This is a genomic window from Dolichospermum sp. FACHB-1250 (assembly GCF_014696335.1).
Taxonomy (GTDB): Bacteria; Cyanobacteriota; Cyanobacteriia; order Cyanobacteriales; family Nostocaceae; genus Dolichospermum; species Dolichospermum planctonicum.
The window spans coordinates 37,955-53,543 of record NZ_JACJPZ010000032.1 but is presented as its reverse complement, the minus strand read 5'-3'; the positions used below and the strand labels follow the sequence as shown (position 1 = coordinate 53,543).

Sequence of the window (15,589 nt, the reverse complement as noted above, 5' to 3'; positions counted from 1 at the left end):
GATTTACTGTTTCTCAAATGCCTTTTTTCACTTTATATGTTTGTTTTGATGCTCTCTTTAATTTTTTCTCTACGTAATTTACCTCTGTGACAGTTTGGGGTGCGGAATGTGGGATTAAAGACTTTTGCACCTGCCAAGTCGCGGTTATTACCATAGATTGCTGGGAAATAATCATCCGCATAAGTTCCCCAAACCAGCCAACAAGCTGTTAAATTTAGCTCATGCTCAGAACCATTTGGATGTATCCACGCACCGCATAAAGCCACGTCAGCAACATCAAACTTATGGTCATTCCAGATAAAAGCATCAGGAATCTCAGGTAATGATTCTAACATTCCCATCCGACGCGCCCATTCTTTGGAATGATTCCGTGCGGCATCCAAATTAGGATTTAAGGTGGTAGAGAAGGGCATATAAAACTTAGGCAGTTTTACTGATCCTACAGTTTGATAAGGAACATGAGTAAAACTTTTAAACCTTCTCAAACCCAAAGTAGTGGATAAGGATTCTAGCCGCGCGGCCGATGTTCCTAGCCCAGTAGGCCCACCCAAAGTCACAGATGTACCTGAATTATCCGGCTCTTGCTTGTTCATATAGCGGCTTGACCTCATGTGCCACTCGTGACCACCAGATTGCCAATCTTGAAGTCCTTTAATGTAAAGGAGAACATTCACACGCTCTACTGGATCTACTCCGTACTCCTCAAAAAGAGAGGGTAATTCCGTGACAGCAGTGTTGTCAAATTGGTATAAACGGGAGTTGAGTAGTTCGTTAGTGAGGTTAGCGGCCTCTTGGGTACTCACATTCAAGAAACGCTCAACTACAAGCACACAGTTAGAATTTTCACCTTCCTCTTCCACCTCTCTTTGGTAGGAGAATAGATCATTGCGGAGATGTACACCATCAGCAAATGTGTCTTTTAAAACCCGCATGGGTCTAGTTGCCGCAATTTTAGCCGGAACTTCCACAAAGGCCGCGTGTTCGACTAAATCTGCTGACCAAGGTGCGCCCCCAACTTTCCGCCGCATTTCAATGTATTCAATGGGGTTAGCAATACGATTTTGATTAATATTTGCTAGTTCCCACATTGACTCATCTAAAAGATTTTTGGTACTTTCAAAGAATCTTTGCCGCCATTCTACGGACTTAGTAAAGGCAGTACGAGACCACAAGTCAGCTAAACCGCGCTCTACTGGGTTCGTGGGAAAGGGAAGGTTATCTTGGGGATAAATTGGCATAAATGCCGGTAGTCGGTCAAGATACTCCTTTGCCCCAATTAGATCCTGACTGCGCTTATAGATTTCCAGAAAGTGATCATCGAAAAAGAATACCCATACATACCAATCCGTTACCAGATTCAACTCTGTTGAGGGCGTGTCTGGATGAGTATAAGAACAAAGTAAAGCATAGTCGTGAGCATCAAATTTACGTTCATCCCATATAGGCTCACCTTGGGACTCCTCTTTTGAGCCAAGTATTCCCATTTCATAAGCCCAGGCTTTGGAATGCACTCGTGCCGCTTCCAGGTTTGGATTCAGCCGCGCTGGCCAGGGCATATAAAATGCTGGCAGTTTAAATGGTTGCATTGTCTGTCAGCCACATTGTGTTGATTCACACATAACAACAAAATGATTATTTTATATCCTGGATACTTTTTCAACAATCATTTACAAAAGTTAATTTAATAATATGTAATATTGGGACTCAGTTATTTAAAACCCTTTGACAGAGGGAAATTGATATGGGTTTAGTCGCAAGAACCAATGAAACTATAGGCATTATGCAATTCTTATTGAGAATAAAGATTTTTGTCTAATTTTTTAAAAGCCTTATTAATCAAGGATTTTAGAGATTTATCTCTGACCTGAATTTCAGCTTTACTATTCAACTTATTTAATTTATACTCAGTAAATTACTGTATATATGGTATATTAAAAGTATAAAAATACTCCACTAAAATAGATTTTAGTACGTATGAGTGGAGTATACTGCATAAACTCAGACAGTTTGTATCTTATTTAGATACTCCCAGAGTTAAAACTCAATTCAATGATACTAAGGAGTTTTTATATAAGCACTCATGGGTTCTTTGATAAATCGGATGTAAAGATGTCTAAAGGTAGATTTAATCACACGGGGCATGGCAAAATCTATAGGCATTAATTTGTCGGGTAATTGCCAATCTGTAATTTGTAGTAAATCAGGTGATAAATTAGGAAAGTGAATATCATTTAACTCTGGACATATTCCTAATCTTTGAGAGGCTGCAACTGTGGGAACTTGTGCCGGTGCAACTTGGAGAATTTCTAACATTGCTCTATCTAAAGCAAAGACATTACTAGAAGCTGCTAAAATTTCTAAGTTTCGAGGTTCTCCGGCACTAGGTCCATTACCTTCATGACCAATAATACCATCCAAAATTGTTAAAGTGGGATTAATTGCTCTGGCAGTTTCTACTAACATTTCACCGAATTTATTAGCATCTTTACCAGCTTCTAGATGCCACCAGGCTTTCATTTTACCAGGAACACAACCAAACAGATTTTTTACTCCCAATGTTAGGGTTAATTGCAGATGAGATTTAACTTTGGGAAGGTTAATAACCACGTCTGCTGACATTGCTTCTTTTGATAAAAGTAAGTGATTGAAATTGTCATTTACTGTTTGATAACGTTGGCCATGAAATTCAACAAGTGGTAAATTCAGTTCTGCTAAAATTGGTAATAAACCATTGGCTATTGCTACACCTTTAGCACTACCAAAAGCAGGACTATCCCCTAAAAATGGGTTTCCACCAACTGCAATTACCATTTCAGCAACAGCACGGACTAATTCTGGTCGTGTGGTACATTCTTTTGTAGGCCGAGAACCTGTGAGCAGGTTAGGTTTGAGTAAAACCCGATTTCCTGGTTTCACAAAGGCAGCCATTCCCCCCAAAGGTTCTAGCAGTATTTCCAAAGATTCTTTTAAAGCTTCTTGTTCGTAGGATTTGGCACGAATTAGACTAACAGATGGTTTTGGGGTTTGCATGGGTAATAATATGCGTAATAATTTGGTGACATGATCATAATATAAAGCAAATGGCCATAAAATCAATGTTCCCGGCTTCATCAATTCCATGACTACAACAACTGAAAATTATTTATCTAAATAGTGACAGAAAATCGTTAATACTTGTTCTATTGATAGTTTTTAGGAATACCAACTGGCGATAAACCGGCGATTACTTTCAAGTTTTGACAACGAATTAATTCACTAAAATTCAGTCCAGAACGCTCTTCTATTTTTGCTACAGCTTCAATGGCTGTTAACAAATGTTCGGCGGCTTCGGTTTCTGAATAACCTCGTCTTTGGGCAATACGAATAGCCGCTATATCAGCATTTAATTTTGATTCCTGAGATCTATTCATGCGCCAAATCTGTATGGCAGCTAAAGCAGTTAATCCCCCAGATATTACCATACCTACTACATCAGACTGCACCGCCTCCAATATTCCCCCCATAAACCCCGCTAAAACTACTCCTTGATAAATATTGGGTTGTAACCATTTTACCCCTGTTAACCAGCAAACCATCTGCAATAGCAGTAAATCCCGTTGGGGTTTTGTTAACCGTCGCCACAAATCGAAATTAATATATATCGGTCTTGATTGACTCAAAGGCAGGGGAAAAGCAGCATCTATTACCTGTTTTTGTTCTGGTTTACTGAGGATTTTCGTCATCATTCGCCCAGAAGCAGGCATGACATCCAATAAACGACGAATTTCAATATTTGGCTCCATAGCATCCATTATTAGTCATAATTATCTATATTCCGTGGCTATTAAGATTACACTTTATTACACTTTATCACTTTATATTTATATGGACGCTTTTGATCCTCATCCCCCAGAATGGACAAATCAGGCAACTCACGCCTATCAGTTTCATTGTCCCAAATGCCACGCCAGTAGTCGAGAGGCTGTTAATGTGTGGTTAAATAGGCGATCGCCTGTAACTACCGCAGATCGTCTGCGTAAATGGCAAGAATTTTATCATTGTCATTGCGGTTATGTCTGGTGGGCTTGGAGTAATGATCGGCCACCAACAAATTTATCTGCGGAAAAATGATTTTTATCTGATATCCCCGACTGCCTTGAGAAGTCGGGGATCTATCTTAACTAAGACTTTAATGCAACATTTTAATTTAATCTAAATTTAATCTATTAGTTAAATATTTAGGAAAGTTGTGCATTTACTAATTCCCGCAGCCGGAAGTGGCAAAAGAATGGGCGCGAACCGTAATAAACTTTTATTACAGGTACGTTCAAAACCTTTGATTGCTTGGACTTTGTTAGCCGCAGAAGCCGCAAGTTCTATTAGTTGGATAGGAATTGTTTCCCAACCACCCGATTGGGATGATTTTAAATCCATTATCGCTGACTTAAAGCTGAAAAAAACAATAGCATTAATTCCTGGTGGTTCTACTCGTCAGGAGTCTGTTTATAATGGTTTACAGGCATTCCCAACTAATGCGGGACAAGTATTAATTCATGATGGCGCTCGTTGTTTAGTAACACCAAATTTATTTGATGTTTGTTCGGACGCAATTCTAAATTGTTCTGGTTTAATTGCGGCTGTACCTGTTAAAGATACGATTAAAGTTGTTGATGAAAATGGTATTATTACAAGCACACCAGAGCGTAAGCAATTATGGGCGGCTCAAACTCCCCAGGGGTTTGATGTTAATTTGTTAAAACATTGTCATGCTGAAGGTGTACGTCAAGGTTGGGAAGTTACCGATGATGCGGCTTTGTTTGAAAAATGCGGTCTGGAAGTGCGAATAGTTCCTGGGGAGGAGACTAACTTGAAAATTACCACTCCTCAAGATCTAGCGATCGCTGAATTTATACTTAGTCATAGGTAGCAGGCAAGAGGTAAGAGTTTTTTTTAGTGACTAATTTACAAATCTAAAATCCCAAATCTAAAATCTAAAATTCTGAATGGTCAAGAATATATCTATAGCCACAACGATAGAAGCGATTCTTTATTTAAAAGGTAAACCCTTATCTATCAGTGAAATTGCTGAATATGCCAAGTGCGATCGCCCTAGAGCAGAAGCGGGGGTTATCGAACTAATTGAGAATTATGCCCGACGGGATACGGCTTTAGAAGTCGTAGAAACTGAACATGGTTATAGTTTACAACTGCGCTCAGATTTTCATGATTTAGTACAAGTTCTGATACCAGTAGAATTGGGCGTAGGGGCTTTAAGAACATTAGCAGCGATCGCTCTTCATAATCCCATATTACAAAGCGAATTAATTAACATTCGTGGTTCTGGTGCTTATCAGCACGTTCAAGAATTAGTAGAATCTGGTTTTGTTCGCAAACGCCGAGAAAGTGATTCTCGTTCCTACTCCCTGCAAATAACGGCAAAATTTCATCAATATTTCCAAATCGAACAACTTCCTCAAATTTTGACAACTCCAGAAAAAGAACAACAACTAGAACTGAATTTAGAGGATAGTCCCAGCCATTAGGAATCATCACCACACAAACAGAATCCACGCAGGTAGCCTACCATACATTTTATCTATTCCCCGTAGAAAATGCGCTAGTTTACTAATATGGTTTAGAGTAGAATCAGCAGTTAAGCTAATATAAATCGCCAATGGTGTTTGATCCTGACTTTTCGCATGACGACTCTGAGCAACACCCTAATCAACTTCTGAATGATCGCTTTGGGGAAAACCCTAATCAATTACTCAAGTATTTACAGCATCAATCTCCCGAAGTTTTAGCCCGTGTCGCCCAATCTGTCAGCCCCGAAATTAAACAAATCATTTCCCAGAATGTCCAAGGACTAGTGGGGATGATGCCACCAGAGCATTTTCATGTCCAGATTACAACAGATCGGGATAATCTAGCAGGGCTACTGGCCTCGGCAATGATGACGGGCTATTTTCTCCGCCAAATGGAACAGAGAATGCAATTGGAACATTTATCCAATCAATAGTCAACCCCACAGGCGTGTTTATTCATGCCTGTATTTTTATTTATAGCAGTTTTAGGCATTGTGGTATCACTGATGATAATTTGCTGTAACCGCTGCTAACCTCTCCCCTAGATGAACCTATAGATATAAGCAAAATCTTTATCCTATCTTTAAGAATCCGCAACTAAAATCTAAAAATTAGCGATTTGTGGACTTGTTTACATGAAATTTTCCTATTGTTCACTTTGTTTTCTCACATTTTTTAGCACGTTGGGATTATTATCTACACAGCCGCAATCACAAACCGCCAATGCTCGTCCCAGAAATTGCCCTAGTCCGGTTTTAGCTCGTATTCAACGTCATCAGGTAAGCCCTGGTGAAACTTTAGCAGCTATAGCCAGTCACTATCATCTAGCACCAGAAACAATTATCGCTATGAATCCATCCGTGGGGAAGGGGGTGGTAAGTGCGGGAACAACACTACAAATTCCCCCTTTTAATGGCATGGTTGTGGAAATTCCTCCCCATCAAACTTGGCGACAAATAGCATCTAAGTATCAAGTTCGCCCGGATACGGTATTTGAAATTAATGGTTGTCAGGAAAACCCTAAATTTGTCTTTTTACCAATAATTCCAGGTGTAAAATTTCCCCCTAAGATAGCCACAAAAGCTACCACAACCGTGGGTAGTAATGGAAAAATTACTGGTTATCCTCTCCCTAATACTACAAGTGTGGCATTAGGTTATGGTTGGAACTATCACCCCGTGACCAAGGAGGCTGTTTTTCATAGTGGGGTGGATTTATTAGCACCTGTAGGTACTCCTGTGGTAGCGATCGCTCCCGGAATCGTCGTTTTTGCCAAGGAACAGGGTAGTTATGGCAAGTTAGTCATTATTAACCATGCAGATGGCTTACAAAGCCGTTACGCCCAACTTGACGGCATTAAAGTTACTCTAGGTAAAAAGGTCAATAAAGGCGATATTTTGGGAACAGTTGGAACTACAGGACAACCAACCTCTATTCAACCCCATCTTCATTTTGAAATCCGTGTTAACGGTTTCTTGGGTTGGGAAGCCAAAGATCCCAAAGGATTTTTAATTTAAACTCTGTCCATTTTCAAACATCGGGTTTTTCACAAGTTATTCCTGATCATTAACCGCAGATGAATTTCACGATGACGTTGGAAATTTTCTAAGTATATACTATGTATATATAAGTTTTTAATCCTGGTTTAATTCGTGATCGTCTGGAAAACTGAGGACAGGCAAGCGATCACCGCGAAATAATTCCTCACTTGCCTCTCCCAGGCTTACTAAAGCATCACTGGTGGCTTTTTGAGCTATGATCAACATGAGTATAGATACTGTACCAGCTTGCAAAAAACAAGATAGGGGAATGGTGAATGGAATTAAATTTAATCTGGGTTGAGAAAAGAACTGTTGGTTTACAGGTGACATTGTAATTCTTAATAGTTAGTAAATGAATAAATTTTTTCTGCTTTTTCCCAGTCTCTAACTTGATAGCACTATCTTTGTATTTTTGTCAATTTTGCCAGCCGCGAAGGTAACAAAATTGTAAAAAAACCGCTAAAGTGCGATAATTCTATGGTTATAGCTGACAAGTACAGTCAAAATCCTCCAGTACACCCTTCCTGTTAAATTTCACTGCCCATGAAAACAGTATTATTTAAATTATTTAATCGTCAACAATTTTTAGCACCATCGGTGAGTCATGCAGTAAATATAAATACTTACGTAATCAAAGTCCGATGGCTAGGTAATAACCTATATATTCTCTGTGAAAGTGTTGAGTGTCCACAAGGTTGGCAAACCCTGTTGGAGTTACTGCAACAACTAGAAGAAAACAATGTAGACAGCCTGACTAATAATGATCAATCCTCAATATACCAAGTATTAGTTTATGGTCGCAAACTAGGTGAAGATATTGCCCAATGGTGTTATAGATTGTACTTAAATCAACTGAATCAATATTTAGAACAGGTAGAAAAATCATTATTAGCAGGGACAGAAACACCCACAGGCTCAGATAGTCCACTGATGATCTCTAATGAGAGTTTGGCACATCAAAGAGATATAGAGGCAGATTGGCTGTCGCACCTAAATTTGACAACTCCAGAGGTGATGTTAAAACCATGGGATGATTCGGGAAATGTGCCAGCGATCGCTAGAATGTTGGAAACATCTGCTATCCGGGTGATGCTAATTCCCACAGAAGATTTATTACATATTATCTGTGATCATCCCATTTGTCCTACACTCTATCAAGTCTCTAGGAAATTTACTCAATTTATTATCCGCGAACTGCAAATTTCTGCTATAAGTGGTTTTTCTATTGATGTTCGTCGGGCTGCCGATAAAGAACTGATGTGGTTTCATGGACTTAACATGGTAGAACGTTCCCGACTAATCCCCACAGAGACACTGGAATTTGCTGTTACATCTGAATATGTAAGTTACCAGATTACTCATCAGACTCGTGAACCAATTCTATGTCTTAATTCAAGAAATGAGAAAGTACACAATTTGGGCAAACAAATAGCAAAAAATTGGGCAGTAAATATTAATAAACAAATCCGACAGTTACTTTTAAACAGCCAATTATTTACAATATTTAATCACGACACAAATCAAAACCCTGATCATAAAGATCATAAAGGAATTGGTGGTGGTATGATTTGGCTGGGATTAGGATTACTTCTAGCTTTACAAAGTGATTTGATATTAAGTTATGTCTTAGCACGTTCTCTTAAAAGTTATCCCCAAGTTAGTGTTAGTAACAATATTGTTTCACCTTTACCCTTAGCATCTCAGCCATCTTTGCCAAGAGAAAATAATCAAACAAGACCAGTTTCAAATCAATCAGTAACACCGAAATCACTTAATCATGATCAATCTACTTTTAATGCCTCTGGATTTATCAATGATCATGATACTAATTTCGCAGTAGCACCATTAACAGAAAACGCCACTGCCACAGCTATTCTATTAGCGGCCCGATCACAAATGCCCAGTTTTAATGCTAGGCAATTAGATGAGCAATTAGCTCTATATAAACAGCGTTTAGCTATGAAAAAACGCCCACCTGATGTCTTAATTGTTGGTTCTTCCCGCGCCCTCAGAGGAGTTGACCCCCTAGCCCTTTCTAGGGCTTTAGTCAGCCAAGGTCATAGCAATCTTGATATATTTAACTTTGGCATTAATGGAGCAACAGCCCAAGTTGTTGACTGTCTGATTCGTCAGATTTTAGAACCTGAAGAACTGCCGAAACTAATTTTATGGGCTGATGGTTCTCGCGCTTTTAATAATGGACGAGAAGATATTACTTTCAATGCAATTGCTGTCTCACAAGGATATAAACAAGTATTACAGAAAACTAGAACCAGAGTAAATGCTGATGTAGTAAATAAAAATAAAGAAGGTTTTATAGGAGAGATTAGCAGTAAATCAGCAACAAAAGATATTAACATCTATCAAGCGGCTGACAGTTGGCTAAATCAGTCTTTATCTGGGTTATCTGCTAGTTATAAAAACCGTGAGCAAATTAAAACTCTTCTGCAAAAAAAATTTGAAAATCTACCTTTTAGTTATCAACATCTCCAGGTTAAATCAAAGGTTAACCTCACAAGTTACTCCGCAATGACTAATTCTCTACAAGGAGTTGATTTTGATGGATTTCTACCTATATCTGTTCGATTTAATCCGGCTACATATTATCAAAAATATCCAAAAGTTTCTGGAGATTACGACAATGATTATAAATCTTTCCAGCTTGCGGGTAAACAAGAACAGGCATTTCGTTCAGTGTTAGATTTTACTAAAAAAAATAATATATCCTTGGTATTTGTAAATATGCCCCTCACTTCAGATTATTTAGATCCGGTTCGCACAAAGTATGAACAGCAGTTTCAAAAGCATTTATTAAAATTTACAAGTGATCCTCATTTTATTTACCGTGATTTAAGTCAACTATGGCCAACAGCAAGTAATTACTTTTCTGACCCCAGTCACATTAACCGCTATGGTGCCTATGAGGTTTCAAAAAACTTGGCACTAGATCCAATTATTTCCTGGACAAAAAAGTAATTAAATGGGAAAATAGCAAAGGGTATTATGTTATTTTTCCTCTGTGAATAATTCAAAACTATCATAATTAGTAATTAAACAATGAAATTCATATCAATTTTCTATGGGATTTTTCTGTTAAGTGTCTTGGTAATTTACTGGAATGTGTATTTAGCAAATTTCCGATTATGGATTCTCCTAATAGCCAGTATTTTGTTTTACTCATCTTTGCACATTCGATATTTACCATTACTTTTAATACTAACTTTTATCAACTTCCGCTTAGGTTTAGGAATTAGCAATAATACCTCATCAAACAAGCATTCTCAAGACTCGGATTTATCTCCAGAGGAATGGCATCGAAATCGGCGAAATCTATTATGGATTGGTATAGTTTTTAATCTTTTTATTCTCTTGGGTTTTAAGTATATAAATCATCTACAAAATTTATTTTTTCATCTGTTTAATCACTCAGATGGATCATTAACTAAGATAGTTTCTCCCTTGGGAATTTCTTTCTTTACATTTGAATGTATTGCTTATTTGATAGATGTCTATCGTGGTGATCCTGCTGCGGCTAATTTTATAGAATTTGCCACATATAAATTATTTTTTGCAAAACTTATTTCTGGACCAATTACTCGTTATCATCATCTGGAATTTCAATTCAATACACTACAACTTCCTAGTATTGATAGGACGGCTGAAGGACTGTGGTTAATTGCGCGAGGTGCGGTTAAAAAAGGAATTTTTGCCGATAATCTGGGCATATTTGTTGATTTATGTTTTGGTAATTTACAAAGAGCAGGTAGCACTGATTTGTGGTTAGCTACTTTTGCTTATGGACTACAGTTATATTTAGATTTTAATGGTTACGTAGATATTGCCCGTGGTAGTGCTTTACTGTTCGGTTTAGTTTTACCGGAAAATTTTAATTTCCCCTACTTCAGTACCAGTATTGCGGATTTTTGGCGACGTTGGCACATCACATTAGGTGATTGGTTGCGTAATTATCTTTACTTCCCTTTGGGTGGTTCTCGGCGCGGATTGATACGTACTTGCGGAAATTTATTGATAGTAATGCTATTAGCTGGGATTTGGCACGGTTCAGCCTGGGGTTTTATTGTTTGGGGTCTATTCCATGGTATCGCTTTAGCAGTTCATCGTCTCACGGCTTTTTTAAGCGATCGCTTAACAATTCTTAACCTATTTTGGCAAAATCCACTCGGAATAATCTGCGCTTGGCTGCTAACACAAATCATGGTTTTTACATCTTGGATTTGGTTTCGTCTCCCCAACCTCCGGGACTCTAGTTTAGTCATACAGCATCTTTGGGGTTATCCTGCTGATCAACAATTTGCGGAAAAGGTTTATGCAGAAGCTCTGAACAGCAATCAATATCAAATTTTTTACTTATTAGCAAGTATAACCATGCTAATGACTGTATCATATAGCTTCAAAGGAAGGATGAAATTAGATTTTAGCTGGCAAATGAAGATTGTTCTCGTCCCCTTATGCTTTTACGCAGTTTGGTTATTAGCTCCTCAAGGGAGTTTACCTTATATCTACTTTGATTTTTAGAGGAATTATCTGCTCGAATAAATTTCCTGTATACCTAATTACATCAGGAAAACATATAACTGACATAACTAATACTAATTTTAATTATCTTTACAAATTTCAATTTATCCTTTAATGTTGTATTCAGGTAGGCAAAACAACCTACCAAACATCATACGAACATAAAGCACTCATAAAATGACCACCACCTTACAACAGCGCCAAAGCGCCAACGTATGGGATCGCTTCTGCGAATTCATCACCAGCACTGACAACCGTCTATATATCGGTTGGTTCGGAGTATTGATGATCCCTACCCTATTAGCTGCTACCACCTGCTTCATCATTGCTTTCATTGCTGCTCCTCCCGTTGACATTGACGGTATCCGTGAGCCAGTTGCAGGTTCTTTACTATACGGAAATAACATCATTTCCGGTGCAGTAGTTCCTTCCTCTAACGCTATCGGTTTACACTTCTACCCAATTTGGGAAGCAGCTTCTTTAGATGAGTGGTTGTATAACGGCGGTCCTTACCAGTTAGTAGTATTCCACTTCTTGATCGGCGTATTCTGCTACCTCGGTCGTGAATGGGAACTTTCTTACCGCTTGGGAATGCGTCCTTGGATTTGCCTAGCTTTCTCTGCTCCTGTAGCAGCAGCTACCGCAGTATTCTTGATTTACCCCATCGGTCAAGGTTCATTCTCTGACGGTATGCCTTTAGGTATTTCCGGTACATTCAACTTCATGATTGTGTTCCAAGCAGAACACAATATCTTGATGCACCCCTTCCATATGTTAGGTGTAGCTGGTGTATTCGGTGGTTCTTTGTTCTCTGCAATGCACGGTTCTTTGGTAACTTCTTCCTTGGTTAAAGAAACAACCGAGAACGAATCACAAAACTACGGTTATAAATTCGGTCAAGAAGAAGAAACCTATAACATCGTTGCAGCACACGGTTACTTCGGTCGGTTGATTTTCCAATACGCTTCCTTCAACAACAGCCGTTCTTTACACTTCTTCTTAGCTGCTTGGCCAGTAGTTGGTATCTGGTTTACAGCTTTGGGTGTAAGCACAATGGCGTTCAACTTGAACGGATTTAACTTCAACCAATCAATCATTGATTCTCAAGGTCGTGTAATTTCTACATGGGCTGACGTAATCAACCGCGCTAACTTAGGTATGGAAGTAATGCACGAGCGCAACGCTCACAACTTCCCCCTAGACTTGGCTGCTGCTGATGTTGCTCCTGTTGCTTTGAGCGCTCCTGCAATCAACGGTTAATAATTAAAGCTTTCTTAACAGAGCTTAATTAAAGAAATGCTCTCCAGAAATGGGGAGCATTTTTGTTTTATAGAAAACCGCGAAGTTAGTGGAACTTTTACAACTGTTGGGGAATAGGAAGCCGGAGATAACCCCTATTATTGATTATTCACTCTAGAGGAGTTGTAGAGACAGGATTTTAAATCCCATTCTTTGGTGTTTCTGAGGGAGTGGGTTTATGTTCTTTAGGTAGTGCCTGTTTAGCGACATTTTCAGCAGCTTGTTTAAACATTGGTTCTATTTTATCGCGCCAATATTTAATATTAGGCAGCTTTTCCGGGTGGTCTCGATAAGCTAAAACCTGATGCCATTGACCATTATCAATTGCCTTATTAATATCATTAGCTAAAGCTTCTGCTTTTGCCCAATCACTTTGCCATTGATTAACAGTATCAACGGTTTGTTTAATACCAGAAACAGCATTTCCCGATGTTGACTTGAGCAGAGAAATTGCTCCTTGTAAATCTCCTGATTCAAACTTTTCCCTGGCCTTATCTACCGTTTTCACCTGATCCGCAGTAGCGGGTAAGGAAGGCTTTGCTGTGGGATTTACCACCACAGATTTTGCGGGAACTAAAGGAATTGGCCGAGATGTAATTAAAGGAATATCATCTACAGTTTGTATAGCCAAACCTTGGTCACGACGGCAAGAAATCCACTTTTCACGATTAGAAATGACATCAGAATGGGCCCAGGCCAACCTGCCAGAAGAAAGTTTAAGTTCTACCCAACCCCGCTTTGTCTGTTTACCGGTCACTTCAAACTGACTGGCCACACCCAAAGTTTTCAAAATATTATCAGAATTGATAGCGCTGGGTTCAGAACGGATATTAGAATCAGCCGTAACTACAGCTAAACATTTACTGATTAATTTGCTATTTTCTCCTGTCCAATTAATAGTTAAATTTTTAAAATTGGGATATATATTTGTAAATAAAGCCGCGACACCACCCGCTAGTAATATACCAATTAATAAAGGTAAAGGATCGGGTTTATTGGTATCTTGGGGAAGAGATTGTTGAGGAAGAGATGGAGAAGGAATATGATTAGCGGGAGAAACCGCCATTGTTTTTTGTGTCAATCTTGAAGATATAACTTGAGGAGATTGATAAATAATCTTAGGAGCTAGGGAGGGTTGGGAAAATTCAGGGATGATATTCACCAATTCTTGACAAGCTTGTAAAGCTTCCGTTGCTGTTTGATAGCGTTCTTTGAAGTGGTAACGCACCATCTTCGTTAAAATCGCCACCAAATTAGAATTAACGGGTATTAAATGCTGCCAGTTAATTTCCCCGGTATCTGGGTCATCTTGTAATTGACTAGCAGGAACTCCCGTTAATGCTTGAATAGCGATAATTCCCAAAGCGTAAAGGTCACTATTAGGGCGGGGTTTACCTTGACCTTGTTCCGTAGGCATATATCCAGGAGTACCAATAGCTACAGTAGCAGTTTTTTGTCCATTTACTGTCACCAGGGGTGAACGTAATTGTTTAACTGCACCAAAGTCCACTAAAACTAATTTATAATCAGCGGCGCGGCGAATGATATTATCAGGCTTAATGTCGCGGTGAATTACACCTTCTTGGTGAACAAACTCTAAAATCTGCAAAATTTCCAACAACATTTGTATGACTTGGGCTTCACTCCAAGGCTGTCCGGGGATAAGTTCTTCCTGGAGAGTGTGGCCGTCAATAAATTCTTGGACTAGAAAAAATTCTTGATTTTCGTCAAAATAAGCTAAAAGTCTGGGGATTTGGTCATGATTACTCAATTTTTCTAAAGTTTCTGCTTCGCTGTGAAATAGCCGTTTAGCAGTAGTAAAGATTTTAGAGTCAGAATTGGCTGGTTTCAAGTGCTTAACCACGCAGATGGGATTGCCTGGCCGTCTGGTATCCTGGGCAATATAGGTTTGACCAAATCCTCCCGTGGCCAAAATGCGAATGACTTGGTAGCGATGATCTAGCAATTTACCTATCATAATCTCCCTCCCCAGCTTTATAACCTAATTTTACCCATAGTAGTCAATATCTCCCAATTTCCTCCCCTGAGATCAGGTATCTTGAGAAAAGATTTAAATTAAAAGTACAATTCTTTCATCAAACAAAATCGTTAATTTTACTATCAGTATCCCCTTGACTAGGAATGCCACCTAAAATCACTAATTATACCTCATGGCAGCAAGCTGAAATCTTGATGCAACCTGCTTTTATTCGCGTAATTGATAATATTCGTAAGCAGCTTGATACATCCAATTGGCAAGGGACTTACCAAGATGTATTGACCTGGCCTGCTAACACGAGTGATGAAACAAAGTCTTTAGTAACTGAGTTGGTGCGGGAAATGGAAACCGCAACACCAACACAAGTAGAGGAAATTAAAGAAACTCTTGCTAGTTTGCCAATGCCTTATCCAGGATATCATTTACTTTTGCAAAATCAACAGGAACGGGTAAATATAGATTTATGGGATTTGTGTTATCAAATATGTTTTCTCAATTATAGTCCAGAGCAGGGGGCAGTTGATATTGATCCCAACTTAATTGACGAATATGGTGATGTAGACTGGCAAAATTTAGAAAATAAAACTCAGCAGTTAGTTAAACAGCTATTCGCTAGTTTACCAGCCAACCCAGACTAAATTTAAGAAGTT

Annotated in this window: 14 protein-coding genes; 9 read left to right on the top strand and 5 right to left on the bottom strand. The window is 38.8% G+C overall.

Translation table 11 applies throughout. From position 1 onward, the window contains the following. Window positions 1-32: 32 nt before the first annotated feature. From H6F39_RS21170 to H6F39_RS12925, 3 genes are all read right to left on the bottom strand, one after another. The gene (locus H6F39_RS21170) at window positions 33-1,586 is read right to left on the bottom strand and encodes a hypothetical protein (RefSeq protein ID WP_370539390.1); all 1,554 of its coding nucleotides are present in this window, start codon (window positions 1,584-1,586) and stop codon (window positions 33-35) included. Window positions 1,587-2,055: 469 nt separating this feature from the next. After that, window positions 2,056-3,030 (bottom strand): DUF362 domain-containing protein, encoded by a 975-nt coding sequence (locus tag H6F39_RS12930; protein WP_137908156.1) that lies wholly within the window; start codon window positions 3,028-3,030, stop codon window positions 2,056-2,058. 149 nt (window positions 3,031-3,179) lie between these two features. Beyond that, the gene (locus H6F39_RS12925) at window positions 3,180-3,782 is read right to left on the bottom strand and encodes a DUF3318 domain-containing protein (protein ID WP_190396821.1); all 603 of its coding nucleotides are present in this window, start codon (window positions 3,780-3,782) and stop codon (window positions 3,180-3,182) included. 82 nt (window positions 3,783-3,864) lie between these two features. On the opposite strand from H6F39_RS12925, the gene H6F39_RS12920 reads away from it, so the two are divergent. From H6F39_RS12920 to H6F39_RS12900, 5 genes are all read left to right on the top strand, one after another. Then, entirely contained in the window at window positions 3,865-4,110 is a 246-nt protein-coding gene (locus H6F39_RS12920) for a hypothetical protein (RefSeq protein WP_137908154.1), read from the top strand. A 118-nt stretch (window positions 4,111-4,228) separates the two neighbouring features. Further along, the gene (gene ispD, locus H6F39_RS12915; RefSeq protein ID WP_137908135.1) at window positions 4,229-4,906 is read left to right on the top strand and encodes a 2-C-methyl-D-erythritol 4-phosphate cytidylyltransferase; all 678 of its coding nucleotides are present in this window, start codon (window positions 4,229-4,231) and stop codon (window positions 4,904-4,906) included. A 76-nt stretch (window positions 4,907-4,982) separates the two neighbouring features. Next, window positions 4,983-5,522, top strand: a complete 540-nt coding sequence (gene scpB, locus H6F39_RS12910; protein WP_137908134.1) for an SMC-Scp complex subunit ScpB — start codon at window positions 4,983-4,985, stop codon at window positions 5,520-5,522. Between the two features lie 131 nt (window positions 5,523-5,653). Further along, on the top strand, window positions 5,654-5,998 hold the full coding sequence (locus H6F39_RS12905; protein WP_137908133.1) for a DUF760 domain-containing protein: 345 nt from the start codon (window positions 5,654-5,656) through the stop codon (window positions 5,996-5,998). 201 nt (window positions 5,999-6,199) lie between these two features. Further along, complete coding sequence (locus tag H6F39_RS12900) at window positions 6,200-7,081, top strand: M23 family metallopeptidase (RefSeq protein ID WP_137908132.1); 882 nt, start codon at window positions 6,200-6,202, stop codon at window positions 7,079-7,081. Window positions 7,082-7,198: 117 nt separating this feature from the next. Here H6F39_RS12900 and H6F39_RS12895 read toward each other — a convergent pair whose 3' ends face one another. Next, window positions 7,199-7,435 carry a hypothetical protein gene (locus H6F39_RS12895; RefSeq protein ID WP_137908131.1) on the bottom strand — a complete coding sequence of 79 codons (237 nt, stop codon included), beginning with the start codon at window positions 7,433-7,435 and terminating at the stop codon, window positions 7,199-7,201. Between the two features lie 213 nt (window positions 7,436-7,648). Between H6F39_RS12895 and H6F39_RS12890 the strand changes: the two genes are divergently transcribed. The 3 genes from H6F39_RS12890 to psbA all read left to right on the top strand — a co-directional run bounded on the left by H6F39_RS12890 (window position 7,649) and on the right by psbA (window position 12,901). Then, a complete protein-coding gene (locus H6F39_RS12890; RefSeq protein ID WP_190396820.1) occupies window positions 7,649-10,081 on the top strand; it encodes a DUF1574 family protein in 2,433 nt (810 codons plus the stop codon). Window positions 10,082-10,162: 81 nt separating this feature from the next. Then, window positions 10,163-11,641 carry an MBOAT family protein gene (locus H6F39_RS12885; RefSeq protein WP_137908129.1) on the top strand — a complete coding sequence of 493 codons (1,479 nt, stop codon included), beginning with the start codon at window positions 10,163-10,165 and terminating at the stop codon, window positions 11,639-11,641. 177 nt (window positions 11,642-11,818) lie between these two features. Continuing rightward, window positions 11,819-12,901 (top strand): photosystem II q(b) protein, encoded by a 1,083-nt coding sequence (gene psbA, locus H6F39_RS12880; protein ID WP_137908128.1) that lies wholly within the window; start codon window positions 11,819-11,821, stop codon window positions 12,899-12,901. Window positions 12,902-13,079: 178 nt separating this feature from the next. Here the strand turns inward: psbA and H6F39_RS12875 are convergent, their stop codons facing one another. Next, complete coding sequence (locus H6F39_RS12875) at window positions 13,080-14,918, bottom strand: serine/threonine protein kinase (RefSeq protein ID WP_190371450.1); 1,839 nt, start codon at window positions 14,916-14,918, stop codon at window positions 13,080-13,082. 164 nt (window positions 14,919-15,082) lie between these two features. On the opposite strand from H6F39_RS12875, the gene H6F39_RS12870 reads away from it, so the two are divergent. Then, entirely contained in the window at window positions 15,083-15,577 is a 495-nt protein-coding gene (locus H6F39_RS12870; RefSeq protein WP_137908126.1) for a hypothetical protein, read from the top strand. Window positions 15,578-15,589: the final 12 nt, after the last annotated feature.